Source organism: Robertmurraya sp., assembly GCF_036676585.1.
Lineage (GTDB): Bacteria > Bacillota > Bacilli > Bacillales > Cytobacillaceae > Robertmurraya_A.
Genome location: NZ_JAKFCQ010000101.1, coordinates 26,492 through 52,671, shown reverse-complemented (window position 1 = coordinate 52,671; position 26,180 = coordinate 26,492). Strand labels below are relative to the sequence as shown.

Annotated in this window: 22 protein-coding genes; 18 read left to right on the top strand and 4 right to left on the bottom strand. The window is 39.5% G+C overall.

The window, feature by feature from the left end:
- The 3 genes from ACGLXV_RS14155 to ACGLXV_RS14145 all read left to right on the top strand — a co-directional run.
- The coding region (locus tag ACGLXV_RS14155; RefSeq protein ID WP_391559129.1) for a MerR family transcriptional regulator at positions 1-499 on the top strand (499 nt) is incomplete at its 5' end.
- A 52-nt stretch (positions 500-551) separates the two neighbouring features.
- Positions 552-1,847, top strand: a complete 1,296-nt coding sequence (locus ACGLXV_RS14150; RefSeq protein WP_119710008.1) for a hemolysin family protein — start codon at positions 552-554, stop codon at positions 1,845-1,847.
- Between the two features lie 66 nt (positions 1,848-1,913).
- A complete protein-coding gene (locus ACGLXV_RS14145; protein WP_391559128.1) occupies positions 1,914-2,729 on the top strand; it encodes an undecaprenyl-diphosphate phosphatase in 816 nt (271 codons plus the stop codon).
- A 573-nt stretch (positions 2,730-3,302) separates the two neighbouring features.
- On the opposite strand, the gene ACGLXV_RS14140 is transcribed toward ACGLXV_RS14145, so the two are convergent.
- Positions 3,303-4,739 (bottom strand): glycoside hydrolase family 1 protein, encoded by a 1,437-nt coding sequence (locus ACGLXV_RS14140; RefSeq protein ID WP_391559127.1) that lies wholly within the window; start codon positions 4,737-4,739, stop codon positions 3,303-3,305.
- Positions 4,740-5,334: 595 nt separating this feature from the next.
- Here ACGLXV_RS14140 and ACGLXV_RS14135 point away from each other — a divergent pair.
- The 4 genes from ACGLXV_RS14135 (at position 5,335) to ACGLXV_RS14120 (ending at position 9,901) form a co-directional block, all read left to right on the top strand.
- The gene (locus ACGLXV_RS14135; protein ID WP_119710005.1) at positions 5,335-7,254 is read left to right on the top strand and encodes a beta-glucoside-specific PTS transporter subunit IIABC; all 1,920 of its coding nucleotides are present in this window, start codon (positions 5,335-5,337) and stop codon (positions 7,252-7,254) included.
- Between the two features lie 69 nt (positions 7,255-7,323).
- Positions 7,324-8,745 (top strand): 6-phospho-beta-glucosidase, encoded by a 1,422-nt coding sequence (locus ACGLXV_RS14130; protein WP_391559126.1) that lies wholly within the window; start codon positions 7,324-7,326, stop codon positions 8,743-8,745.
- A 126-nt stretch (positions 8,746-8,871) separates the two neighbouring features.
- Positions 8,872-9,702 carry a BglG family transcription antiterminator LicT gene (licT, locus tag ACGLXV_RS14125; RefSeq protein WP_391559125.1) on the top strand — a complete coding sequence of 277 codons (831 nt, stop codon included), beginning with the start codon at positions 8,872-8,874 and terminating at the stop codon, positions 9,700-9,702.
- Between the two features lie 61 nt (positions 9,703-9,763).
- The gene (locus ACGLXV_RS14120; protein WP_391559124.1) at positions 9,764-9,901 is read left to right on the top strand and encodes a hypothetical protein; all 138 of its coding nucleotides are present in this window, start codon (positions 9,764-9,766) and stop codon (positions 9,899-9,901) included.
- A 51-nt stretch (positions 9,902-9,952) separates the two neighbouring features.
- Here the strand turns inward: ACGLXV_RS14120 and ACGLXV_RS14115 are convergent, their stop codons facing one another.
- Together ACGLXV_RS14115 and ACGLXV_RS14110 are read right to left on the bottom strand one after the other, a co-directional pair.
- Positions 9,953-10,864, bottom strand: a complete 912-nt coding sequence (locus ACGLXV_RS14115; RefSeq protein ID WP_391559123.1) for a TIGR03943 family putative permease subunit — start codon at positions 10,862-10,864, stop codon at positions 9,953-9,955.
- Positions 10,865-10,877: 13 nt separating this feature from the next.
- Positions 10,878-11,873, bottom strand: a complete 996-nt coding sequence (locus tag ACGLXV_RS14110; RefSeq protein WP_119710001.1) for a permease — start codon at positions 11,871-11,873, stop codon at positions 10,878-10,880.
- A gap of 215 nt (positions 11,874-12,088) precedes the next feature.
- Between ACGLXV_RS14110 and ACGLXV_RS14105 the strand changes: the two genes are divergently transcribed.
- The 4 genes from ACGLXV_RS14105 to ACGLXV_RS14090 all read left to right on the top strand — a co-directional run bounded on the left by ACGLXV_RS14105 (position 12,089) and on the right by ACGLXV_RS14090 (position 16,317).
- On the top strand, positions 12,089-12,508 hold the full coding sequence (locus ACGLXV_RS14105) for a universal stress protein (protein ID WP_391559122.1): 420 nt from the start codon (positions 12,089-12,091) through the stop codon (positions 12,506-12,508).
- Between the two features lie 383 nt (positions 12,509-12,891).
- Positions 12,892-13,329 (top strand): MarR family winged helix-turn-helix transcriptional regulator, encoded by a 438-nt coding sequence (locus ACGLXV_RS14100; RefSeq protein ID WP_391559121.1) that lies wholly within the window; start codon positions 12,892-12,894, stop codon positions 13,327-13,329.
- Positions 13,330-13,353: 24 nt separating this feature from the next.
- A complete protein-coding gene (locus ACGLXV_RS14095) occupies positions 13,354-13,752 on the top strand; it encodes a DoxX family protein (RefSeq protein WP_391559120.1) in 399 nt (132 codons plus the stop codon).
- A 201-nt stretch (positions 13,753-13,953) separates the two neighbouring features.
- Positions 13,954-16,317 (top strand): EAL domain-containing protein, encoded by a 2,364-nt coding sequence (locus ACGLXV_RS14090; RefSeq protein ID WP_391559119.1) that lies wholly within the window; start codon positions 13,954-13,956, stop codon positions 16,315-16,317.
- Between the two features lie 43 nt (positions 16,318-16,360).
- Here ACGLXV_RS14090 and ACGLXV_RS14085 read toward each other — a convergent pair whose 3' ends face one another.
- Positions 16,361-16,642, bottom strand: coding sequence for an alpha/beta-type small acid-soluble spore protein (locus tag ACGLXV_RS14085; RefSeq protein ID WP_391559118.1), 282 nt, complete (start codon positions 16,640-16,642; stop codon positions 16,361-16,363).
- A 121-nt stretch (positions 16,643-16,763) separates the two neighbouring features.
- On the opposite strand from ACGLXV_RS14085, the gene ACGLXV_RS14080 reads away from it, so the two are divergent.
- The 7 genes from ACGLXV_RS14080 (at position 16,764) to ACGLXV_RS14050 (ending at position 26,055) form a co-directional block, all read left to right on the top strand.
- On the top strand, positions 16,764-16,991 hold the full coding sequence (locus tag ACGLXV_RS14080; protein ID WP_119709995.1) for a CsbA family protein: 228 nt from the start codon (positions 16,764-16,766) through the stop codon (positions 16,989-16,991).
- A 294-nt stretch (positions 16,992-17,285) separates the two neighbouring features.
- A complete protein-coding gene (gene uvrB, locus ACGLXV_RS14075; protein WP_119709994.1) occupies positions 17,286-19,265 on the top strand; it encodes an excinuclease ABC subunit UvrB in 1,980 nt (659 codons plus the stop codon).
- Between the two features lie 7 nt (positions 19,266-19,272).
- Complete coding sequence (gene uvrA / locus ACGLXV_RS14070; protein ID WP_391559117.1) at positions 19,273-22,152, top strand: excinuclease ABC subunit UvrA; 2,880 nt, start codon at positions 19,273-19,275, stop codon at positions 22,150-22,152.
- Between the two features lie 112 nt (positions 22,153-22,264).
- Positions 22,265-22,591 (top strand): magnetosome magnetite crystal formation protein family, encoded by a 327-nt coding sequence (locus ACGLXV_RS14065; RefSeq protein WP_391559116.1) that lies wholly within the window; start codon positions 22,265-22,267, stop codon positions 22,589-22,591.
- A 21-nt stretch (positions 22,592-22,612) separates the two neighbouring features.
- Entirely contained in the window at positions 22,613-23,719 is a 1,107-nt protein-coding gene (locus ACGLXV_RS14060; protein ID WP_391559115.1) for a DUF4097 family beta strand repeat-containing protein, read from the top strand.
- Positions 23,720-23,734: 15 nt separating this feature from the next.
- Positions 23,735-24,097, top strand: a complete 363-nt coding sequence (locus ACGLXV_RS14055) for a phage holin family protein (RefSeq protein WP_391559114.1) — start codon at positions 23,735-23,737, stop codon at positions 24,095-24,097.
- A 353-nt stretch (positions 24,098-24,450) separates the two neighbouring features.
- Positions 24,451-26,055: an alkaline phosphatase gene (locus tag ACGLXV_RS14050; RefSeq protein WP_391559113.1), complete on the top strand. Its 1,605-nt coding sequence runs from the start codon at positions 24,451-24,453 to the stop codon at positions 26,053-26,055.
- Positions 26,056-26,180 lie beyond the last annotated feature (125 nt).

Here is a 26,180-nt window from a genome sequence, read left to right as displayed (position 1 = left end):
TTTTTCTATGAAACTTTATTCCATATCGAACGTATTAGTTGTTATAAAGCTAGACTCATTGTATAATTCATTTCATAACTATCACGTGACGGTTTGGAGGGACTCCATTGGGACTGAGAAGTTGAAAATTGGGGAATTAGCTGAAAGAGCAAATGTTACAAAGAGAACCATTGACTATTATACGAATCTAGGACTATTGAAAGTAGAACGTTCTACTTCGAATTATCGATATTATGATAAATCGGCGATCGAACGCCTACATTATATTGAACAATGCAAAAAAGATGGAATGTCACTAGAAGAAATAAAAGAAAAAGTGGTAGAAAAAGATGCAGAAGAAATCGATGTTCTTGAACTGAGACTGAAGATTCAAGGATTGGAAAAAGAGGTCACAGATGTATTGGCTCATCTGGATCAAAATAATTTAAAGAATGTAAAAAAGAATGTATCAAATGAGAGTCTTTCATTAATACAGACGCTTTTGTTATTGATTAATTAAACTTTGTTTTACTATATTGGGAGGTGTAGGTCTTACTTAGTAAGACCGATCGTTGACAACTGTAAATTTACTTTTGATTGCTTTATTAATTGCTTTAACTGCTTTTTTCGTAGCTACAGAGTTTGCTATTGTAAAGGTTCGTATGTCGAGAATTGACCAACTGATTGCGGAAGGAAAAAAGGGAGCACTATCTGCTAAAAAAGTAGTGACCCATCTGGATGAGTATTTATCTGCGTGTCAATTAGGAATTACGATTACCGCGTTAGGTTTAGGGTGGTTGGGTGAACCGACTGTTGAAAAAATATTGCATCCTTTATTTGAGCATTTCCATATAAATGAGTCATTGACGGAAATTTTGTCCTTCGGAATTGCCTTTGCCTTAGTCACATTTTTACATGTGGTTGTAGGTGAGCTTGCACCAAAAACCTTTGCTATCCAGAAAGCAGAGACAGTTACTTTATTATTCGCGGGAGCAATCATTTGGTTCTACCGAATCATGTACCCAATCATCTGGTTCCTAAACGGATCAGCTCGTAAGCTTGTAGGGCTTTTCGGATTAAAGCCTGCTTCCGAACATGAATTAGCTCACTCGGAGGAAGAATTAAGAATCCTCTTGTCCGAGAGCTATAAGAGTGGAGAAATTAACAAAAATGAATTGAAGTACATGAATAATATATTTGAATTCGATGAAAGAATTGCGAAAGAGATTATGGTTCCTCGTACAGAAATGGTATCTATTTCTATTGATGAAACATATGCCGATATATTAGCAACCATAAAGTCGGAGAATTATACTCGTTATCCTGTTGAGAACGGTGATAAAGATAATATTGTTGGCTTTATTAACGTGAAAGAGCTTTTAACTGCTGATATTTCAGAGGAAGAGAAGAGAGAAGGCTTTTCGGTCCAGACCTATATAAACCCAATTATCCGTGTGATTGAGACCGTTCCAATTCATGACTTACTGGTAAAAATGCAAAAGGAACGTACACATATTGCGATATTAATAGATGAGTATGGTGGAACATCCGGATTAGTCACTGTTGAAGATATATTAGAAGAGATTGTTGGGGAAATTCGAGATGAGTTTGATGAGGATGAATTACCTGACATTCGAAAGCTAAATGAAAATCACTATATCGTAGATTCTAAGTTGCTGGTTGAGGATGTAAATCATCTATTGGAAACCACTTTATCAAATGAAGATGTGGATACGATTGGTGGATGGTTCATGACTCAGGATATGGAAGCACAGGTTGGTACTGAGATAAAAACAGAAGGATATGTGTTTAAAGTCCAGAAGAAGGATGGGCACCATATTCAATATTTGGAAATTAAAAGAGCTTAATAGTATAATAATGTAGGGCTTGGATCTTTTCCAAGCTCCTTTTAATTTTGGTTAAGGAGTGAGTCGGTGGAAGAAGTATTAATCATATTAAAATATGCCTTTTTAGGAGCTCTTCAAGGTTTTACAGAACCCATTCCAGTCTCCTCTAGCGGACACTTGGTGCTTGTTCAGGAATTTTTAGGTATTGATGTGGCTGAAGGTGATTTTAGCTTTGAAGTATTAATGAATTTTGCTTCCCTTTTGGCTGTATTACTTATTTATCGAGACGATCTTATTAGATTAGTGAAAAACGGAAGCAAATATATGGTTAAAAAGGATCCAAGTGATAAGAATGATTTTTTCTTTATCGTTTATTTAATAATTGGTACCATTCCTGCAGGTGTGATCGGGATTCTGTTAGAAGATACGATCTCTAGTTATTTCAGGGGAGTTGCTCCGATTGGTGGAGCTTTAATCGTGACAGGGATCGCTCTTTGGCTCATTAGAAATCTTAAGGGAACAAAAGGCGACCGAGGGTTAACAGTTAGAGATGCCCTTATTGTTGGTTTCGCTCAAGCGGTGGCATTAATTCCTGGAATAAGCCGCTCGGGTGCTACGATTGTGGCTGCGATGGGAATAGGGATGAAAAGAGAAACGGCCTTACGATTCTCATTCCTTCTATATATTCCTGTTAGCTTAGGAGCAATTGTGTTAAAAGTAGGCGACATGCAATTGGGAGAACTACTTATTCCTTATATCGTGGCGTTTGTGATGTCACTGCTGTTATCTTATTTCTCATTAAAATGGTTTATGGGGTTAATGGAGCGAGGGAATCTGAAGTATTTCGCTTATTATTGCTTTATTGTGGGACCGTTGGTGTTGGTGTTATCGCAGTTTTCATAATAGGATCTGAAAGACAGAAGGATATTGGTTCTATGAAGTTCATCAGGCTGATGAGGATCAAAAGGAGCAGTGAATCCGGTAGAAATGAAGTTCATAGGGCTTATGAAGATCAAAAGGAACGGTGAATCTGTTGGAAATGAAGTTCATCGAGCTGATGAAGATCAAAAGGAACGGTGAATCTGTTGGAAATGAAGTTCATCGAGCAGATGAAGATCAAAAGGAGCGGTGAATCTGTTGGAAATGAGGTTCATCAAGCTGATGAAGATCAAAAGGAACGAGGAATCTGTTGGAAATGAAGTTCATTGGGCTTATGAAGATCAAAATGAGGGATGAATTAGGAAGAAATGAATCTCATCAGGCTTATGAAGACCAGAGGAACTAGATTAACTAGAATTAACGGTCATCATCACGGGTATCAAGACCCAAACGAGCTAGGAATCTAAGAGAAACAGTCGTCATCCTTCATATCTAGGTCACCCCCAACCCTCAATTGCCCGAAAAAGCCAGCCATAAAAAACGTCCACCCACAAAAAAAGCATTGGTCCATACAAGTGGACCAATGCTTTCTATTTATTATAGCTCTTGCCCATTCGTAGCAATAACATTCTTGTACCAGTAGAATGACTTCTTCTTACTACGCTCAAGAGTACCGCTTCCGTCGTCGTGCTTGTCTACATAGATGAAGCCGTAACGCTTAGACAATTCACCCGTTGATGCACTTACTAGGTCAATACAGCCCCAAGATGTGTAACCCATTAAATCTACGCCATCTTCAATTGCTTCACCCATCGCTTCGATATGCTCACGAAGGTAATTGATCCGGTAGTCGTCGTTGATGCTTCCATCTTCTTCAACCTTATCATATGCACCAAGTCCATTCTCAACGATGAATAAAGGAACACGGTAGCGGTCATATAATTCATTTAATGCAATTCGTAGACCAGTTGGGTCGATTTCCCAGCCCCAATCACTTGCTTTAAGGAATGGGTTTTTTACACCAGCCATGATGTTTCCTGCTGATTTTTCTTCTTCTGTTTTCACTTTCTTTTCTGTACGTGACATATAGTAGCTAAACGAAATAAAGTCAACAGGATATTGCTTGATCGTTTCTAAATCGCCTTCTTGCATATTGATTGAGATGCCGTTTTCTTTAAAGTAACGCTTAGAAAATGCTGGGTACTCTCCACGAACTTGTACATCTCCACAAATATTGTTAAAGATTTGCGCTTCTTGTAATGCATACAACACATTCTCTGGATTACAGTCGACTGAGTAAACAGGAGCATAAATTAACATACAGCCGATTTGAGATCCAGGAATGATTTCGTGACAAGCTTTAACTGCTAAACTGCTTGCTACAAATTGGTGGTGCAAGCCTTGGAAGCTTTCTTGTAGGCGAACATCTTCTGTAGCTGGAGAGAAACCAAGACCAAATATTGGCATATGTGTTGCTCCATTAATCTCATTAAATGTTAACCAGTATTTTACTTTGTTTTTATAACGGTTAAATAAAGTCGTTGCATAGCGCTCGAAGAACCCAATCACTTCACGACTTCTCCAACCACCGTACTCTTTAATTAAATATAAAGGCATTTCATAGTGAGAGATGGTTACAACAGGTTCAATTCCGTGCTTTAGGCACTCATCAAAAACTCTTTCGTAGAATGCTAGACCTTCTTCGTTTGGCTCAAGCTCGTCTCCTTTAGGGAAAATACGAGACCACGCGATTGACATACGGTATGCTTTAAAGCCCATTTCAGCAAAAAGAGCGATGTCTTCTTTGTAACGGTGATAAAAGTCAATTCCGTCATGGTTCGGATACGTATATTTTTCTTTATCGATCTCAAAGTCAAAACCAGGAGTCATGATCAACTTCAATCGTACTTTTCCACCAGGCATTACATCTGCAAGGTTCATACCTTTGTTGCCTTCAAGATACCCACCCTCTAATTGATTGGCAGCTGTAGCACCGCCCCATAAAAATCCTTCTGGGAACTGATATTTAGTCATTTGAAAAACCTCCATATATGTTTTTATGGCTACGCTTTCATAGGGATAAAATAAAAAACCTAAACCACGTAAGTAAGACACACTAGTCTCATAGTTTACGTGATTTAGGTTTTGCCTGCATAACCAGTAACAATCCTAAAAAAGGTTGTTTGTTTAATTGCGTTAACTATAACATGAATATTTTGTCGAAGCAAGAATTTTGTAAACGTTATTTTTAAATTGTCACTTGTGATTCATGAACAAGCCTTTATTACGAAGGAATACCAGCGAAGAGAATGGATCACAAGTGACGTTTCCATTCTAGGTGGAGTAGTTCATGCAATTTTTTTGCATTTTTATATATATAAGATACAAGTCGGCAATCTATAAAAATATTAAAAAAAATTAAAAGAAAGCGTTGACACCTACCAAATTCCCGTGATAAATTACACGTATCAAATAAAACTTAATAAATTCCTTGAAGGAATGTTACCTTAAGTGGGCATAACCTGATCCGATTAGAAACACGCTATCGCTAGCTGTGTGTGTTCCTAATTGGCTCAGGTTTTTTATTTGGAAAAAATAAATATCATATAAAAGAAGGAAGGGTCAAAAAATGAAATACGAGCAATTAGCAAAAGATATTATTGCCAATGTGGGCGGAAAAGAAAACGTTTCCAGTGTGGTCCACTGTGTTACTCGTTTACGTTTTAAGTTAAGAGATGAAAGCAAAGCAAACACAGAAGTGTTAAAAAATATGGATGATGTTGTAACTGTTATGAAAAGCGGAGGACAATATCAAGTCGTAATCGGAAACCATGTACCAGATGTGTACAAAGCAGTTACTACTGTTGGTGGATTCCAAGGTCAAACGCCTGTTGAAGAAGAGGAAGGTCCAAAAGGATCACTACTCAGTCGCTTTATTGATATGATCTCAAGTATCTTTACTCCTGTTCTTGGTGTATTAGCAGCAACAGGGATGATCAAAGGATTAAACGCATTATTTGTCGCATTTGGTTGGTTAGATAATACATCAGGTACGTATCAAATTTTAAATGCAACAGGTGACGCATTGTTTTACTTCCTACCAATCTTCTTAGGTTATACAGCAATTAAGAAATTTGGTGGTAACCCATTCGTAGGGATGGCGATCGGGGCAGCGTTAGTGTATCCAACTTTATCAACACTAACAGCTGGTGAACCTCTTTACACATTATTTTCAGGAACCATGTTTGAATCACCAATTTACGTTACATTCTTAGGAATTCCAGTTATCTTAATGTCTTATTCTTCATCTGTTATACCGATTATTATTTCAGCATTCTTTGCAGCTAAAGTGGAAAAATGGTTAAAGACAGTTATTCCAGATGTAATTAAAGCATTTGTCGTACCAATGTTAACATTATTAATTGTTGTACCACTTACATTTATTGTTATTGGCCCGGTAGCAACATGGGCAGGAAGTTTATTAGGTCAAGGGACATTAGCAATCTATAACGTAAGCCCATTGATTGCAGGTCTACTATTAGGTGGTTTCTGGCAAGTATTCGTTATCTTTGGTCTTCACTGGGGATTAGTACCAATTGCATTCAACAACTTAGCAACACTAGGTTATGACACAATCCTTGCAACTGTATTTGCAGCATCATTTGCACAAACAGGTGCAGTACTAGCAATCCTATTAAAAACAAAGAACCAAAAGTTAAAGTCACTAAGTATTCCAGCATTTATCTCAGGTATTTTTGGTGTAACTGAACCGGCTATTTACGGTATTACACTTCCATTAAAGAAAGCGTTTATCATGAGCTGTATCGCTGCAGGTATTGGTGGAGCTATTGCAGGTGCTACAAATGTAACGGGTTACATTATCGGTGGTCTTGGAATCTTCGGAATTCCATCTTATCTCAGCCCAGAAGGAATCGATTTAGGATTCTATGGAGCAATCATTTCTATCGTAGTAGGTTTCATCGCAGGTTTAGTTCTTACATTACTTTTCGGTGGAATCAACAAAGAACAACAAGCTTCAAAAGAAACAACGTCTGCAGCTAGTGAAGTAGCAGCGACTAAGGTTCAAAAGGTTCAAAATGAAGAAGTAGTTAGTCCATTAAATGGTGAAGTAATTGCCTTATCAGAAGTAAAGGACGCAGCATTTTCATCTGGTGCATTAGGTCATGGTGTAGCGATTGAGCCAAGTGAAGGGAAATTAGTTGCTCCAGTGGCAGGAACAGTTTCCGCACTTTTCCCAACAAAGCATGCGATTGGTATTACAACAGATGCAGGTGCCGATCTTTTAATCCATATCGGTATGGATACGGTTCAATTAGAAGGAAAGTTTTTCACCGCTCATGTGTCTCAAGGTGATTATGTGAAACCAGGTCAATTATTAATTGAGTTTGATATGGATCAAATTAAAGAAGCTGGTAAGCCGTTAACAACTCCAATCGTTGTAACAAACTATAAAGAGTTCGATTTACAACTTGTGGATGTAAAACAAGTGAAAACAGGTGCTCCATTATTTACACTAGATAGTAAGTAATCAACATGTTCAGGAGAAAGGAAAATACGTTTCCTTTCTTCCTGCTGTTTTAAGAAAGGGAGGATATTTATGGCTTTTCCAAAAGGATTTTTATGGGGTGGCGCGATTGCCGCAAACCAAGCAGAAGGTGCGTATCTAGCAGATGGAAAGGGTTTAACAACCGTTGATTTAATGCCAACGGGAAAATTACGTTGGGAGATCTTGCTCGGTAATTTACCTTCTTATGAACCACTTGAAGGCGAATTTTATCCTTCGCATGAAGCGATTGATTTTTACAATCGTTACAAAGAAGATATCGCGCTATTTGCAGAAATGGGCTTTAAAGCCTTGCGTTTATCGATCTCTTGGGCAAGAATTTTTCCAAATGGAGACGATGCAGAACCAAACGAAGCAGGACTACAATTTTACGATAATGTATTTGATGAATTATTAAAGTATGGCATCGAGCCCGTAGTGACGATTGCTCACTTTGACGTACCAGTAAACTTGGTGAAAAATTACGGTAGCTGGAGAAACCGAAAGCTTGTTACTTTCTTTGAAAACTATGCGACGACTCTTTTCAAACGATATAAAGACAAAGTAAAGTACTGGATGACATTTAACGAAATCAATATGCTCCTGCACTTGCCATTCGTTGGAGCTGGTCTTGTATTTGAAGAAGGCGAAGATAAAAAGCAAGTGAAGTATCAAGCAGCACACCATCAATTGGTTGCCAGTGCTTTGGCAGTAAAAGCAGGCCATGAAATCAATCCTGATATGAAAATTGGCTGTATGTTAGCGGCTGGTCAAACGTATCCATACTCTTGTAACCCGGATGATGTGTTTGATGCAATGGAAAAGGATCGTGATTCGTTCTTCTTTATCGATGTTCAATCTCGCGGTCAATATCCTGGTTATGCGAAGAGATTCTTTAGAGACAATAACTTGAACATTGTTATGGAAGCGGGAGATGAAGAGCTTCTTAAGAATCATACAGTAGATTATCTTGGCTTTAGTTACTATGCAAGCCGTACGACTAGTACAGATCCAGAAATTAATAAGACTACAGCTGGAAATGTATTTGGTTCCATTGAGAATCCATATTTAGAGAAGTCTGAATGGGGCTGGACAATTGATCCGAAGGGCTTCCGTATTACAGCGAACCAATTATATGATCGTTATCAAAAGCCTCTTTTCGTAGTAGAAAATGGACTAGGTGCGGTTGACGTTCCAAACGAAAACGGTGAAGTGAACGACGATTACCGCATTGAATACTTACGTAAGCATGTGTCTGAAATGTCTGAAGCGATTGAAGACGGCGTAGAAATCCTTGGATATACGAGCTGGGGCCCGATTGACCTTGTTAGTGCATCCACAGGTGAAATGAAAAAACGCTATGGCTATATTTATGTTGACAAGGATAATGAAGGCAATGGAACATTGAAGCGTTCTAATAAGAAGAGCTTTGACTGGTATAAAGAAGTGATTGCTTCAAACGGGGAAAAACTATAAGTTGGATAAAAGTGGGAAAGCTTTTGGTTAGCTTTCCTTCTTTTGAATGTCTAAAAGATTTTATAACGCGCACTATTTCCATTATAATTAAAGTAAGAGAACCATAATAAACTTATAGGTGGTCAAATGAAAATAGCCAAAGTATACAATAACAACGTCATCAGTGCGTTTAATGAAAAAAATGAAGAGCTAGTGGTTATGGGGAGAGGTCTGGCGTTTCAAAAAAAGCCAGGAGATTCTGTAGATGAAGACAAGATTGAGAAGATTTTTGCTCTCAAAAATAATGATATGTCAGAAAAATTTAAAACTCTTTTATATGAAGTTCCGATCGAATACATGGAAGTAACAGAGGATATTATTAAGATTGCCAAATCTAGACTAGGAAGAAACCTAAACGATAGCATCTATATTTCTTTAACCGATCATATTCATTTTGCGGTCGAGCGTAATCAAAAAGGGTACGACATTAAAAATGCTCTTTTATGGGAAATTAAGAGATTTTATAAGCAAGAATTTGTCATTGGTTTGGAAGCCTTGAAGATCATTCAGGAGAAACTTGGTGTCCTTTTACCAGAAGATGAAGCAAGCTTTATCGCCATGCATATCGTGAATGCTGAGCTTAATCAGGAAATGCCGAATGTCGCAAATATTACTAAAGTCATGCAGGATATTTTAAATATTGTTAAATATCATTTTAAAATGGACTTCGACGAGGAATCATTAAATTATTTTCGATTTATTACGCATTTAAAGTTTTTTGCCCAAAGATTATATAGCAAAACGTATATAGAAGATGACGATCCGTTCTTATTCGAAACCGTGCGTGAGAAGCATAAAGCAGCTTTTGAATGTACGGAGAAAATTAATGAATATATCGAAAATCAATTTGACTACAGGCTTACGAATAACGAGAAATTATACTTGATTATTCATATACAAAGAGTCGTGAATCGCTAATTGTATAATTGAGATCCCACATGGAAAAAATCTAATTATCACCTTAGAAAGGGGTACTTAGATGAGTGTGTATGAAAATTTCCCTGTAGCCAATCTAGAAAAAGGTCAATTAGACAAAATTACCTCACTTGAGAAGGAATTGCGGAAGGAAACAAACGAAAATATCGTGTTAATCGCCTATGATGAAAAAGATGAATAGTATAAAAGGAGGGGAGAATGACTAATCGATGCCATTCTCCCCTCTTGTTTATTATAAAATCCTCACATTTAACGGAAATAGATATGGTTCGGTTGGTTCCTCAATCGTTTTCCAGTCGGTAATTTTGATAAAAGGCATCTCCGTCCCGTTATAGGTTGTCACATCTAGTACACCAGTGGCTTCCACCCATGTGTCTTTTTCAAGAGTCGCTGCTTCATCAAATTGTGTTAAAAAACCGATAATACTAGCATCTGCCACACAGTGAGTGATCAAGAAACGGGAGATAACGAGCTGATCCGTTTGAAAGCCATCCTCTTTATAAACGAAGCCTTTTAAAGTAATTTCTCTTCCTTTATAAGAAGCTACGTCCTTACTAATTTCTTCATAGTTTAAATAATACACATAGTCATCCATGTCAATCGGGTCACTTTGCTTTAGTTTTTGCACAAGTGAATTCATCTCATCTTGAGTAATTTCCCCATACGGATTTGGAAGTACCTCCGTGTCGGATGGTTGAACTACTTCTTCATTTGTTGACTCAGTGGTTGGTGATTTTTCACTTTTTCCTGTAATCACCGCCATTCCCCCTTTTTTCTCTGCGATAGAGGAATCGAGCACTTTTGCTGGTATGGTAAAACCAGTCACGAGAGGAAAGGCGATAATGACGTACGAGACCACTTTTTTAAGTGTCATCGGCGTATTTCCATGGTCATGGTTATGATCGCAGTCGTGATTATGGCTGCACTCATGGTCATGATGATGGTGATGAGTCTTTTTCTCCCAAATTCGCGTAATCTGGATGAAGAACAAAATAAGGAACAGAACTGAAGCAATCTGACTGAGTCCGATGTATTTTGGATTAATAAACTTTGTAATCTCACCTGTATAGTGAAATTTAAAAATTAACACCGTGAAAAAAAGCAATATGGCTGCACGTAAAGCTTGTTGGGCTTGGAAGACCACCTATAATCCCTCCTTATAAAAAGCTCTGCACGAGCACAATGGATAAAAATACAGTCGTTGCAACAAAGAACAGTACACTAAACACAAATTTTGCACGAAACACACTTAGCATCATAAGCGTGTTTTTTAAATCGATCATCGGTCCGAATATAAGAAAGGCTAGGACAGATGGTGTTGGAAAAATGCTATTAAAAGATGATCCGATAAAAGCATCTGCTTCCGAGCAAAGAGATAATACATAAGCAAGACCCATCATGACAGCGATGGAGGAAAAAGGACCATCTCCTGCTTCTAATAAGGATTTTGCTGGCATATACGTTTGAACAGCGGCAGCAAGAAATGCTCCAAAAATTAAGAACTTCGCCATATCGAAAAATTCATCGATGGAGTGGGTAAGCATCGAGAAGAAACGCTTCGTAAAAGGTTCTTTCTTTCTACTTGCTGAAAGGGTTTGTGTGCTGACCAAAGCCTCCTTGAATTGATGTCCTCTAAAGAAAAAGCTCACTAGAAACGCAACAATGAGAGCAACCGCAAATCCAAGTCCCATTCTCCACCCAGCAATGGCCGCGTTATTTCCAAAAGCCATATACGTGGATGCAATCACGATCGGGTTAATAAGTGGTCCAGTCAGCATGAACCCAATGGCTGCATAGAGAGGAACCCCTTTTGATACAAGTCGTCTAACAATCGGTACAATTCCACATTCGCAGGCAGGGAACAATGCACCGACAACACAACTCATGATAATGGCCTTCGTCCTGCTTTGAGGAATCCACCGCTGAATATGTTCTTCTGTTACAAAGATCTGAATCACCCCTGCAATCAAAACACCGATAAGCACAAAAGGAAAAGCTTCAATTAATATGCTTAGAAAAATGGTATTAAGATTTAAAAATGAGGAGGGAAGAACGTCCCCAACGTCTAATTTTAATGATAGTAAAAGAAAAGCAGCAGCTAATAAAATCAATCCAGTAATATCAAACAAGTTCGTTCGAACAATTCGATTCATATGTCCCTCCTATGTATTGGTTAAACCGTAACAATTACGTTTTATATTCTACCTTAAACTATATGGGCTTGTACATGGGAATATGTCTCTCTTTTTTTGGATAGCTCATATGTGAATAAAGGAGAGGGTACGGTGAGGAACATCACTGCGATAATGATGCATTTCACGCATAATTAACATATTAGACTTTTTTAACAAAAGAAGGAGGTCATCGATTGTATAAAAATATCATCCTAGCCACGGACGGATCAGATCATGCGAAAAGAGCCGCAGAAAACGCCATGCATATTGCGAAATGCACTCCAGGGTCATTAGTAGAAATTGTTTTTGTCGTTGATGCTGATAAAGTGAAATCAGAAGTACTGAGCCATTGGAACTCAGCAGATTTAGACGGAAAGCGCAAGGAACGAATAAGGGAAGTCGAAAAAATGGCCAGAACGTATGAGGTATCCTATAAGGTCACGATTCTTTCAGGTGATCCAGGCCCTGCGATTGTTGAATATGCAAACAATCATCACGCGGATATTATCGTGATTGGCAGCAGAGGATTAAGCGGCTTACAGGAATTTGTTCTTGGAAGTGTGAGTCATAAAGTAGCCAAACGAGCAAACTGTCCGGTGTTAATTGTGAAATGAACACCAAGCATGTAAAAAATGCTTGGTGTTTTTTTGTCCTAATGGAATTAATTTAGAGAAGATTTCTAGATGAAGCGGCCTATGACTCGTGGCATTGGTTTTACTTGTGTATCAGGTCATAAAGGAGAGTTTATGACCTGTGGTGTTTGATTTAGATTTTCTTACACGTCATAAAGTCAGGTTTATGACCCGAGATTAGCTTGTTTTTAAGGGAATAAGGTCATAAAAACATGTTTATGACCTCAGGAGCTGGTTTTCAAGGGGGAGTGAGTCATAAGAAAAAAACTCTCTAATCACCCATTGACAATATCTCGAATTCGTAATATTATTATCTCATATTCAAGATATTTGAATCAGAGATAAAGAGACAAGGGGGTGAGCATATGGATAAGATTTGTTCTAACGAACCTTTTCTGCTCCTCATGCAAACAACAAAGGCGATTCAAGAATGTATAAAGGCAAATGTGACAAAACATGATCTAAGTGTGACAGAGTTTTCGGTCCTTGAAGTTCTTTACCATAAGGGGACTCAGACGATTCATCAAGTGGGGAGCAGCATTCTTGTGGCTAGCGGTTCGATGACGTATGTGGTTGATAAGCTGGTACAAAAGGGTTTTTTAGAGCGAAATATCTGTCCAGGAGATCGACGAGCTATTCATATTTCTTTGTCGGATAAAGGGAGAATATTAATGGATGTCCTTATTCCGGAGCATCAAGTACTGATTGATTCCATGTTTGCTTCATTAGATCGTCATGAGGTAAACAGTTTAATAGATGTACTAAGAAAAACGAAGAAGAAAGTAGAAGAACGATCAAATTAACAAACAACTAGGAGGAATTACAAGATGTTAGATTTAGGATTATTATTGATTCGTGTGGTTATCGGGTTATTATTTATTGGTCATGGTGCACAAAAATTATTTGGTTGGTTCGGTGGTTACGGACTGAAAGGAACAGGTGGCTGGATGGAGTCGCTTGGATTAAAGCCAGGTGTAACAATGGCTCTTCTTGCTGGTTTAGCTGAGTTGGTAGGAGGATTATTCTTTGCCGCTGGATTCTTAACTCCACTTGCAGGTCTACTTATTGCTGCAACGATGGTTATGGCCATTGTAAAAGTTCACGGTGCCAATGGGTTATGGTCAACAGCAAATGGGTATGAATATAACCTAACATTATTAGTTGTAGCCATTGGTGTTGCATTAACAGGTCCTGGAGCATACGCAATCGACGCATTTATTTTCTAAGTATCTCGACTTTGAGAATCATGAAAGCTAGACAAAGACCCTCCTCCAAAACAGGTGGGTCTTTCATTCGTTGATCGAATAAATAATCCCTTTTCCCTGCGAAAATAGTAGGATATTACTGTCGAATCATGGTAAAATGGAGTCCACAGTAGGTCGGAAAAGGGCAGTCTACTGAATTTTGCTCTGGGATGAGGGGTTACTTTGCTTGGGTCTGCCACATTTTATGTGTTCAATTTAAGCGATGTGTTGATTGCTATCTTCATTTCGATAATATGCTGTACATTAGGGGCAGAATTTTGTCGTCGGTTGAAGCTAGAAAATTATACGTTTACGAGAAGATTATTATACTCGTTAATGCTAGGCTTTACTTTTTGGTTAGCATTGTTATTGGTTTGTTTTTCAATTGAATTACCGTACTCTACAGGGAATATCAATTTATACTTTCAATTAAGTTTTTATTTCTGCTTTATCGGATCTTATATTGCTCTTGGGGTAACGAAGCAGCGACTAAATAGCTCGATTCAATACCTATTTGCAGGACTGTTCGTTACGCTTTGTATTTTAGGTACACTTGGCCTTGGCTTTTATCTTCTTTACTCGGACCATCTTGATTTAAAGCCGATGCTTGCGATCATGACGGCATTTCTCACATTAGCAACGATGTTTTCCTTGCTTCGGTTCCTTATTCAAATAACGAACTCAGATATATATCAATTTCTGTCTAGATGGAAGCTTGTTGGCAGTATTCTTGGCGGAGCTGCTTTTGCGGGAATTCCTTTTATGGTCGTTGTATCCATGCTGAATCTTGAAGAAATTGGTGCGGGTAATACAAAACCATTGGTCATGCTTTTACCTTTTACATACAGTGTCATTATGAATCTTGCCTTAATGCTTGTTCCTGACCTGTTTGGCGAACGTTTATTGATGCGTAATATTCAATCGTACTTATCGCTATTTAATCATAATCCTGATGCCGTATTTGCCGTAAACTTGTCTGGGAACATCTTGCATGCGAATAAGGAAGCCTTTAAGCTTACGGGCTATGATCAGGAAGCGATTAAAGGACTGCATTTTAAAGAGCTATTAATCTACGATGAAGACGAAATTAATGGTTATTTAAAAAGTGTTCTTCAAGGAGAAATACAATCGGTTGAAGTAAAACTACGACATCGAGATGGCTTTTTTATTGATGTAAGAATTACGCCTGTTCGAATAATCGTGAAAGAAGAACTGATTGGAGTATATGGAATTGTCCGAGATATTACAGAGAAGACGCATGCCGAGGAGACGATTCGCTACCTCGCTTATCACGATGATTTAACCAACTTACCGAATAAACGGAAGCTTGAAAAAGTGGCAGCAGAGGCGATTGGTGAAAATAAACCTTTCTATCTTTTTTATATTGATTTTGATCGTTTTAAACGGATTAATGATACTTTTGGTCATTTTTTCGGTGATAAAATTCTTCAAGAAACCGGGAAAAAACTTGAGGAGCTCATGCCTGAAAATTGTACGATTGCAAGGCTTGGGGGAGATGAGTTTGCGGCCCTCCTTCCTCATCCAGCTGACTATGATGAGATTGCTCAAAAAATTATCGAAGGTTTTCGTACCCCCATCGTACTCGATGGCTTTGACTTTTTACTTACAGCGAGCATCGGTGTTGCTTACTTTCCAAAAGATGGAGAGTCGATTTTGGAATTATTAAAGGCAGCAGATCTTGCGATGTATCGAGCGAAAAATCAAGGGTCCAATCGATATGTGGTGTATGAATCTACGATGAAGGAGCAATCACTAAATAAAATTAAGATAGAAAGTGATCTTCGTAGAGATATTGCGAATCGCAAGCTAACGGTGTATTACCAACCGAAATTTGATACGGGTTCAAACCAGTTGGTTGGGTCCGAGGCACTAATTCGTTGGAAACATGAAGAGAACGGATTTATTCCACCAAGTAAGTTTATTCCAATCGCTGAAGAAAGCAATTTAATTATTGATCTTGAGAGATTTGTGATTACGGAAGTATTTGAGACGATTGGGCAGTGGAAGCGGAAAGGTATGCCGGTGCCAAGAACTTCTATTAATATTTCCGTCATTCATTTTTACCAAGAAGACTTTGTCGATTTTATCATTAAAAATCTAGCCACCTATGAAATTGACGGTAGTGATATTGAGATTGAAATTACGGAAAGTGTTATTATGCGTGGGGAAGAGCGAGTCAATCGAAATCTGCTTGCGCTAAGAAAAGTCGGGGTTGAAATCAGTGTCGATGATTTTGGTACAGGGTATAGCTCCTTAAGTTATTTACAAAAGCTATCTGTCGATCGTTTGAAAATTGACCAATCCTTTATTGCTGATTATGAAAGCAATAAAGAAATCATTTCTGCCATCATTTCGATGTCTCACAACCTAAATCTGAAGGTCATTGCGGAAGGTGTGGAAACATCGAATCAAATCGGTTTCCTGCAAAATATGAATTGCTTCGAGGTGCAAGGTTATTTCTACTCACCTCCAGTCGAGCGTTCTAATTATGAAGATATTTTAACGAAACACGGTGCTGCAAGCTAAAAATGCCTCTAGGTTTAGAGGCATTTTTTATGTGTTCGTGCTTCTATTCCGACGATTCATTTCTCATTTTTTCCTGTGCAAGTCGGACCATTTCTTTGACCATGCTTCCACCAATTTGACCACCGATCTTTCCTGCTTGATGGGAGGTGAGATTTCCGTTATTTCCTCTACTAAGTGGAATATGCATATCCGCTGCCACTTCGTATTTAACCTGATCCGGGTTATCTTTTGACACCACATATCCTCTCTGTTTCATGACATCTGCTTTTAGCGAATCTAATGCCTCTCTAGCCTCCGGGATTAATGGACGTCTTTTTCTAGCCATATTCGTCATGCCCCTTTCATTTTCTTCTTAGTATGCACTTTCCTTAAGTGAAATACTTGTGCATCAGGAGTTGACCATATATTCTAGAAATATAAGTGGTAACAAAGAGGGGTTGAACGAGATGAAGTATGTATTGGGTCTTTTTATCCCTGGTGCTCTCGTTATTTTTTTTACAAGAGTTACATACAGCCATGTGATTGGTTTATTGCTTACAGTTGCACTAATAGCTGCATCGGTTTATAAGGGTTATACCGATTCCTTATCGCTCATTATTGTAGATGCATTGTCTTTAACGGTTGGGTTTGCCTACTCGAAAATGGTTCGAGAAAGGGCAAAAAAACGATCGTAGGTAGAAGCTTGTCGATGAAATTTTCGACAAGTTTTTTTATGCGCTTTTTACTTATAGAGGGTGTTTGGGTCAATTCAATCAAATGTTTGATTGACCTTTTTTCGACTAGGACTGACAGACTTCATCGCCAAAAGAAAAAACATCGAATATTTGTTCGTATATTATTGGTTTGTTTTCCCTTATTTGTGGTAGAATGATTAATATGAAAATATAGGTTATTTGCTCAGCTAGGTCCGTCGCAGCTAGTTACTATAGATGAAATTCCAATTGATGCTTTTAATAGGAGGAGTACTTGTGAAGGACCAATTTGAATTAGTCTCTAAATACTCACCACAAGGAGATCAGCCTGCAGCAATTCAAAGGATTGTTGATGGAATACATAACGGTGAAAAACGTCAAACGTTGCTCGGAGCAACAGGGACTGGAAAAACATTCACGATCTCCAATGTCATTAAAGAAGTAAATAAGCCGACACTTGTGATCGCTCACAATAAAACGCTTGCTGGCCAGCTCTATAGCGAGTTTAAGGAGTTTTTTCCGAATAATGCCGTCGAGTATTTTGTTAGTTATTACGATTACTATCAGCCAGAAGCGTATGTTCCTTCAACGGATACGTTTATAGAAAAAGATGCTAGCATCAATGACGAAATTGATAAGCTTCGTCACTCGGCTACATCCTCTTTGTTTGAGAGAAAAGATGTCATCATCATCGCGAGTGTTTCTTGCATTTACGGTCTCGGTTCTCCTGAGGAATATCGGGATCTTGTGCTGTCACTAAGAACAGGGATGGAAATTGAACGAAATCAACTCCTGCATCGCTTAGTAGATATTCAATATGAAAGAAATGATATTAATTTTCAGCGCGGAACGTTCCGTGTTCGTGGCGATGTGGTCGAGATTTTCCCGGCTTCACGTGATGAGCATTGCTTGCGTGTGGAGTTATTTGGTGATGAAATTGATCGCATTCGAGAGGTTGATGCATTAACAGGGGAGATTCTTGGAGAAAGAGAACATGTTGCTATTTTCCCAGCTTCCCACTTCGTTACACGTGAAGAAAAGCTCCTTGTTGCCATTGAAAATATCGAAAAGGAGCTCGAAGAACGGCTAGCGGACATGCGTGAAAACGGAAAGCTTCTTGAGGCCCAGCGTTTAGAGCAACGAACACGTTACGATTTAGAAATGATGAGGGAGATGGGCTTCTGTTCGGGAATTGAGAACTACTCCCGACATCTAACTCTAAGACCACCTGGGTCAACACCGTATACATTGATCGATTATTTCCCAGAAGACTTCTTGATTGTCGTCGATGAGTCACATGTAACGTTGCCTCAAATACGTGGAATGTTCAACGGGGACCAAGCGCGTAAGCAGGTTCTCGTGGATCATGGATTCCGTTTGCCTTCAGCGATGGATAACCGACCGTTAACGTTTACAGAATTTGAGGAGAAGATCAATCAAATTGTGTTTGTATCGGCAACACCGGGACCATATGAGCTTGAGCATACGCCAGAAATGGTTCAACAAATCATTCGTCCAACAGGATTGCTTGATCCAACGATTGACGTTCGTCCGATTGAAGGGCAAATTGATGACCTCATTGGCGAAATTCATGAGCGGATTAAGAGGAATGAACGCGTTCTTGTAACGACGTTAACAAAAAAGATGTCCGAGGATTTAACAGATTACTTGAAAGAAATTGGTATCAAGGTACAATATCTACACTCTGAAGTAAAAACGCTCGAAAGAATTGAAATCATTCGTGAGCTACGACTAGGAAAATATGATGTTCTCATAGGGATTAACCTGTTAAGAGAAGGACTTGATATTCCTGAGGTTTCGTTAGTAGCCATTTTGGATGCAGACAAGGAAGGGTTCCTTCGTTCAGAACGTTCGTTGATCCAAACCATTGGTCGTGCAGCGCGTAATTCCCAAGGTCATGTGGTTATGTATGCGGATCGAATGACAAATTCTATGGAGCTTGCGATTTCAGAGACCAAACGCCGTCGTGCCATCCAAGAAGAGTACAATGAAAAGCATGGTATCACACCAATGACGATCCAAAAAGGTATTCGAGATGCCATTCGTGCGACGCATGCGGCTGAGGACGAAGCAGAGTATAAGACAACAGAAAAGCTTACAAAGCTTACGAAAAAAGAGCGTGATAAGCTGATTGAGGATATGGAGAAGGAAATGAAAGAAGCTGCGAAGGCGCTAAACTTCGAGAGAGCGGCAGAGCTTCGCGATTTAATATTAGAGTTGAAAGCGGAAGGATGACGAACCAATGGCAATGGAAAAGCTCATAGTTAAAGGGGCTAGAGCTCATAATTTAAAGGATATAGATGTGACCATTCCGCGAGATAAGCTCGTCGTACTGACTGGACTTTCAGGCTCGGGGAAATCCTCTCTTGCATTTGATACCATTTATGCAGAGGGGCAGCGACGTTATGTAGAATCACTATCAGCGTACGCAAGACAGTTTTTAGGACAAATGGATAAGCCTGATGTTGATATGATTGAAGGACTATCACCCGCTATTTCGATTGACCAGAAGACAACCAGTCGTAACCCGCGATCGACTGTAGGAACAGTTACCGAGATTTATGATTATTTACGTCTATTATATGCAAGAGTGGGTCGACCGACCTGTCCGAATCACGGGATTGAAATTAGCTCACAAACGATCGAGCAAATGGTCGACCGAATTATGGAGTATCCTGAACGAACAAAGCTCCAAGTGCTTGCCCCAATTGTTTCGGGTCGCAAGGGGACACATGTAAAGGTTTTTGAAGATATTAAAAAGCAAGGCTTTGTTCGCGTACGTGTAGACGGAGAAATGCTTGATCTTTCAGATGAAATTGAGCTGGAGAAAAATAAAAAGCATACGATTGAAGTGGTAGTTGACCGTATTGTCGTCAAAGAGGGAGTCACTGCCCGTCTCGCTGATTCCCTTGAAACCGCTCTTGGCCTTGGTGAAGGAAAAGTGATTATTGATGTTATTGGCGAAGAGGAGCTGCTATTCAGCGAACACCATGCCTGTCCATTATGTGGCTTTTCAATTACAGAGCTTGAACCTCGTATGTTCTCCTTTAACAGTCCGTTCGGTGCATGTCCGGACTGTGATGGATTAGGATCAAAGCTTGAAGTGGATGTGGACCTTGTTGTTCCGAATAAAGAGTTATCCTTAAAACAGCATGCCATCGCACCGTGGGAGCCAACAAGCTCTCAGTACTATCCACAGCTATTAGAAGCAGTGTGTAACCACTTTGGAATTGATATGAATATTCCTGTGAAGGATATTCCAAAGCATTTGTTTGAAAAAGTGCTATTTGGATCAAAAGAAGATGATATATACTTCCGTTACGAAAATGACTTCGGTCAAATCCGTGAAGGCTATATCCAATTCGAAGGTGTAATTCGAAATGTGGAGCGCCGTTACAAGGAGACAAGCTCTGATTTTATTCGTGAGCAAATGGAAAAGTACATGGCTCAGCATCACTGTCCGACTTGTAAAGGGGACCGCCTGAAGAAGGAAACATTAGCGGTGCTAATCAACAACCACCATATTGGTAAAGTGACGTCCTTCTCGATTCAAGAAGCTAATCATTTCTTTGACCATCTCGATTTAACGGAAAAAGAAACAAAAATTGCTAACTTAATTCTTCGTGAAATTAAAGAGCGTCTAGGTTTCTTAATTAATGTAGGACTTGATTATTTAACATTGAACCGTGCGGCGGGAACTCTATCTGGGGGAGAGGCACAACGGATTCGCTTAGCTACACAAATTGGTTCAAGATTAACCGGTGTGTTGTACATTCTAGATGAGCCATCGATTGGTCTTCACCAACGAGACAATGACCGATTAATTGATACATTGAAAAATATGCGTGATATTGGAAACACACTGATCGTTGTTGAGCATGATGAAGATACGATGCTTGCTGCCGATTACCTAATTGATGTAGGCCCAGGGGCAGGAGTTCATGGAGGACAAATTGTTTCTGCTGGAACACCGCAGGAGGTTATGGACGATCCAAACTCGCTAACCGGTCAGTATTTAGCAGGTAAGAAATTTATTCCGCTACCAATTGAGCGGAGAAAAAGTGATGGTAGATACGTCGAAATTAAGGGCGCCAAGGAAAATAACTTGAACAATGTGAACGTGAAGTTCCCGCTTGGGATGTTCATTGCGGTAACAGGTGTTTCTGGTTCAGGAAAAAGTACATTGATTAATGAAATTCTTCATAAATCATTAGCTCAAAAGCTGAATCGCGCAAAAACAAAACCTGGTGAGCATCGAGAAATCAAAGGGATCGAGCATCTTGATAAGGTCATAGATATCGACCAATCACCAATAGGTCGTACACCAAGATCCAACCCAGCGACATATACTGGGGTGTTCGACGATGTTCGTGATGTGTTTGCTGCAACAAATGAAGCAAAGGTTCGAGGCTACAAAAAAGGTCGCTTTAGCTTTAACGTCAAAGGTGGCCGATGTGAGGCGTGCCGCGGAGACGGAATTATCAAAATCGAAATGCACTTTTTGCCGGATGTTTACGTCCCTTGTGAAGTGTGTCACGGGAAACGCTACAATCGTGAAACGCTAGAAGTGAAATATAAAGGCAAGAATATTTCGGATGTACTAGATATGACGGTGGAAGATGCACTTGTTTATTTCGAAAATATCCCTAAAATTAAGAGGAAGCTTCAGACCATCCACGATGTGGGTCTTGGTTACATTACGCTCGGTCAACCTGCCACGACTTTATCTGGTGGGGAGGCGCAAAGGGTAAAACTTGCGTCTGAGCTTCATCGCCGTTCTACTGGCCGCTCGTTCTATATTCTCGATGAGCCGACCACTGGGTTACACGTGGATGATATTTCACGATTGCTTGTCGTCCTACAGCGCCTGGTGGAAAACGGTGATACGGTGTTGGTCATTGAGCACAATCTCGATGTCATTAAAGCGGCCGACTATATTATCGACCTCGGACCAGAGGGTGGGGATAAGGGAGGTACCATTATTGCGATGGGAACCCCGGAACAAGTAGCTGAAGTACCAATTTCGTATACAGGGAAATACTTAAAGCCGATTCTAGACCGTGATCGTGAGAGAATGAAGAAACAGATTCAGCAAAAGGAAGAGCAAGTAACTAACGTGTAAGGGTGGGGAGTAGTTCCGATAGGGAATTGCTCCTTTTTGTATCCATCTCCTCAAAATTCATGAAACTTTTAATTATTAAGAACGTACATATGAGCAGAGGTGATGAAGGAAAATGAATACGAATAAAGTTTTGGCCGGTATGAGTTACTTGAGTATCTTTTTCGCTGGGTTTATTTTTCCATTGGTCGTATTTTTAGTTTCATCCAGTTCTTATGTCAAACAGCATGCGAAGAAAGCCTTTTTGTCGCATTTAATTCCAATTGTTCCCGTTCCGTTTCTAGTCGGTTCAGCGGTTTACCTAGATATGACCAACCAATTAACAGACACAGCACCGATTGCTATTATTATCGGCGCGCTTTTAACTGGATTAATTGCCATCATCGTTACGATTTGGAATCTTGTAAAAGCGATTAAAGTCTTTGCGAATGAAGATTATTAGTCCATTGGGGAGGGTATAGACATGAAAGAAGAGAGAAAACGAATCTTACAGATGGTAGAGGAAGGAAAGCTTAAGGTAGATGAAGCATTGCTACTATTAGAAGAGTTGGAGAAATCCAATACTTCCATGGAAGAAAAGCAACAAAAATTATACAATGAGCTTTCAACGGTTGTGAATTTTGAGGAAGGGAAAAAGTCGTCAGGTTTTTCTTATCAAAAGGCTCAATCTGCCAAAGAAAAAATACTAGAGTTTGTTGATGTCGCGTTTAAAAAGATTAAAGATTTTGATCTTGATTGGAATTTTGGTCAATCAGTAGATGTTTCTCATATTTATCAACAAACCCACGCGAGAGTAAAGGATATAGATATTGACGTCGCGAATGGTTCGGTGACCCTTATTCCGTGGGATCAATCGGATGTTCGTGTCGAATGTGAAGCAAAGGTGTACCGTGTGGAATCACCAGAGGAAGCGAAAAGCCTTTTTATCAAAGATGTGTTATTTTCGGTGGAAGGGGATAAACTACGTTTCGGGGCACAACAAAAATGGATGAAGGTTCAGGCAAAGGTATACGTGCCTTCTACTGATTTTGACCATATTCGCATTCGCATGTTTAACGGGCCGATTACAAGTGAGAACCTTGTGGTGGCGTCGTTTAAAGCAAAAACAGCAAACGGAAAAGTAGATGTATCGAACATTAAGGCATCAAAAGCAGAACTGGAAACAGCAAATGGGCAAATTTCTGTTCAAAAAAGTCAAATGGAAGACTGTGAAGCGGAGACGATTAATGGAGCTATTAGAGTGGATGGTACTTATAAAAAGCTAGACCTCCAATCCTTTAACGGAAATATTGAATGTGAGCTGGCTGGAGACCAAAGTGATGTGGTGGTAGCCAAAGCAACAACAGGCTCCATCAAGGTGAAGGTACCCGCTTCATGGTCACTAAGTGGCGAACTAAAATCCAATCTTGGTGGGTTCCAAGTAGACGTTGACGATATTTCAGTTGTAGAAAATAAAAGTGAAGTCGTTCAAAAAATGTTTAGTTTTAAATCTACAAGACCGCTGGATACCTTTACAACGATTCTTGCAGATACAAAGACCGGTTCGATTTCGTTGAAAAAAGTGAAATAAGAATGGATGATTGCGATGAGATGGCTAATAGGAATAGGAATTAATGCGATTTTGTTTATCGCACTGGCAGGCTATTTTGAAAACTCCTTTTATATAGAAGGCTTTGGGGCGGCTTTGGCCGCGAGTTTCATATTAGCGATCCTAAATATGCTGGTTAGGCCTATTTTAATCATATTAACTCTGCCAATCACGATTGTGACGCTTGGCGCGTTTTTGCTAGTCATCAATGCATTGACGCTTCTGCTCACCGATGAATTGGTCGGTTCCTCCTTTGAAATCGAAGGATTCTGGATGGCCTTCTTCATCGCGCTCATCATGTCGATCGTAAATGTCATCCTTCAGAAGACCGTTTTTTCGAGAAAGAAGGAAAATGACTAAGTTTCCACCCTCCTTTTTAAGCAAAGGAGGGTTTTTTATATGGAAAAGGGGGAATTTAGTAGAAATCAATGGTTTTTACGTTCACTTCTGAAGTTCAATGTGATTTTACTTGCGATTCTAGAGATTTATTTGCAATTTTAAAAACTTTTTTGCGATTCTAGAAATTTATTTGCTATTCCAAAAATATATTTGCGATCCAAGAAAATTACTTGCGATCCCAAGTACATATTAGCGATTCAAAAAATTCATCCACTTTCCCCGAAAGTTCAAGTTTTCCATCACGAATTTTCATTTTCCCGTTTACTTTCCAACAACATGAGTAAAATAAACAACGATTGGGAAGGGAGGCTTTTATGAGCAAGAAACTGCTAATCACAACCTTAGCGTGTATTTTATTACTTGGGAGTGTAGGTTGTACAGAGATGAAAGCCCAGCAGCCGCATACTGAGTCCCCGAGGAATGTAATTATGATGGTGATGGATGGAACAAGTTCGGGAGCGGTCGCATTAGCCCGCTGGTATAAAGGAAGAGATCTTGCGTTAGATCAAATTTTAACGGGAGGCGTGCGAACGTATTCCGCAGAGTCTGCGATCACAGACTCTGCCGCTGCGGCTACCGCTCTAGCGACTGGAAACAAAACAGATGAGCACTATATTGGGCTTCTTCCATCGAAAATTACGACACCAGGCAAGCAGGACGAGAACCCGAAGCATGCGCTTACGCCGGTAGCTAATATTCTAGAAGGTGCAAAACAAGTAGGGAAAACGACGGGTATCGTTGCTACCTCTGAAATTCAACATGCCACGCCGGCTGGATTTTCCACACATGTTCTGAGCCGAAAGCAACAAGAAGATATTGCTGAACAACAGGTGTATCAAGGAATCGATGTCGTACTTGGTGGCGGAAGTGTCCATTTGACGAATCGGAAAGACCAAGAAAATCTACAAAATGTCATAAAAGAAAAAGGCTATCAATGGGTCGACACGAGAAGCGAATTACAAAAGGCAAACAGTACAAAAATCTGGGGAAGCTTTGCGGAGGAGTCGCTTGCCTATGATATAGACCGTCCGGCAACTAAACCTTCCGAGCCCACTCTTGCCGAGATGACAAACAAGGCGATTCAAACCCTTTCAAAAGACAAAGATGGATTTTTCCTATTTGTGGAAGGAAGCAAAATTGATTGGGCTGCTCACAAAAATGATATTGTTGGCATGATTAGCGATGTGTTGGCCTTCGACGAGGCGGTAAAGGAAGCAGTCGCATTTGCTGAAAGAGATGGAAATACGATGGTGATTGCCGTGACCGATCATGGAAATAGTGGAATCACGATGGGGAATAGGCAAACGTCTAGATCGTATGCGCATACTCCTGTTGAAAGCTTCATTCAGCCATTGAAAAAAGCCAAGCGCACGGTCGAGGGTGCACTACAGGATCTAAAGGAGGATCGCTCCAATATCAAACAAGTGGCGAAGTTGTATGGTTTGGATGATTTATCAAACAACGAAGTAAGAATGCTGACATACTCCAATCATGTAGGTGCAGATCTATCGGCTTTGTTAGCGAAAAAAGCGAATCTTGGTTTTACAACAGGTGGACATACGGGAGAAGATGTTTTTCTATATGCGTACGGTCCGTCTCATCCTACAGGCTACCTGGAGAACACGGAGTTACCTGAGATAATGGCAGAGTTCATGGGGTTTAACTTAGAAAAGTTGAGCCAATCGTTCTTCATAAATGCAAAGGAATCATTTGAGAAGCAAGGCTACGTCACAAAAATGGTTCAAAAAGAACAATATAACCTTGTGTTTACGGCTACCAAAGGAGAGGTATCCATTGAAATCCCCACTAATAAAAATATCATTACGGTTAACGGAAAGTCACATTCACTGAATGGGATATCGATTTTCAATGGAAGAGACTTTTTTGTAAGTGAACAAGTAAAAGAGTTTCTCCCTTAAATTCTAGCCCTTCTCAATTTTGAGGAGGGTCATTTTTTTGACAAAATATGAGGATCAAATTTGGTTCTTTAAAAAAAGATGGTAAAATAGATAGGAATTGTCTCTTTACATACAGAGGAGGAAGA

What these genes read in the sequence shown, in the direction of transcription:
- ACGLXV_RS14110 (WP_119710001.1), bottom strand. Translation starts at nt 11,873, where the DNA reads ATGAATCGAATTGTTCGAACGAACTTGTTTGATATTACTGGATTGATT.
- ACGLXV_RS14100 (WP_391559121.1), top strand. Translation starts at nt 12,892, where the DNA reads ATGGATAAGATTTGTTCTAACGAACCTTTTCTGCTCCTCATGCAAACA.
- ACGLXV_RS14140 (WP_391559127.1), bottom strand. Translation starts at nt 4,739, where the DNA reads ATGACTAAATATCAGTTCCCAGAAGGATTTTTATGGGGCGGTGCTACA.
- ACGLXV_RS14055 (WP_391559114.1), top strand. Translation starts at nt 23,735, where the DNA reads ATGAGATGGCTAATAGGAATAGGAATTAATGCGATTTTGTTTATCGCA.
- ACGLXV_RS14135 (WP_119710005.1), top strand. Translation starts at nt 5,335, where the DNA reads ATGAAATACGAGCAATTAGCAAAAGATATTATTGCCAATGTGGGCGGA.
- ACGLXV_RS14095 (WP_391559120.1), top strand. Translation starts at nt 13,354, where the DNA reads ATGTTAGATTTAGGATTATTATTGATTCGTGTGGTTATCGGGTTATTA.
- ACGLXV_RS14080 (WP_119709995.1), top strand. Translation starts at nt 16,764, where the DNA reads ATGAAGTATGTATTGGGTCTTTTTATCCCTGGTGCTCTCGTTATTTTT.
- ACGLXV_RS14060 (WP_391559115.1), top strand. Translation starts at nt 22,613, where the DNA reads ATGAAAGAAGAGAGAAAACGAATCTTACAGATGGTAGAGGAAGGAAAG.
- ACGLXV_RS14130 (WP_391559126.1), top strand. Translation starts at nt 7,324, where the DNA reads ATGGCTTTTCCAAAAGGATTTTTATGGGGTGGCGCGATTGCCGCAAAC.
- uvrA (WP_391559117.1), top strand. Translation starts at nt 19,273, where the DNA reads ATGGCAATGGAAAAGCTCATAGTTAAAGGGGCTAGAGCTCATAATTTA.
- ACGLXV_RS14120 (WP_391559124.1), top strand. Translation starts at nt 9,764, where the DNA reads ATGAGTGTGTATGAAAATTTCCCTGTAGCCAATCTAGAAAAAGGTCAA.
- licT (WP_391559125.1), top strand. Translation starts at nt 8,872, where the DNA reads ATGAAAATAGCCAAAGTATACAATAACAACGTCATCAGTGCGTTTAAT.
- ACGLXV_RS14050 (WP_391559113.1), top strand. Translation starts at nt 24,451, where the DNA reads ATGAGCAAGAAACTGCTAATCACAACCTTAGCGTGTATTTTATTACTT.
- ACGLXV_RS14085 (WP_391559118.1), bottom strand. Translation starts at nt 16,642, where the DNA reads ATGGCTAGAAAAAGACGTCCATTAATCCCGGAGGCTAGAGAGGCATTA.
- ACGLXV_RS14065 (WP_391559116.1), top strand. Translation starts at nt 22,265, where the DNA reads ATGAATACGAATAAAGTTTTGGCCGGTATGAGTTACTTGAGTATCTTT.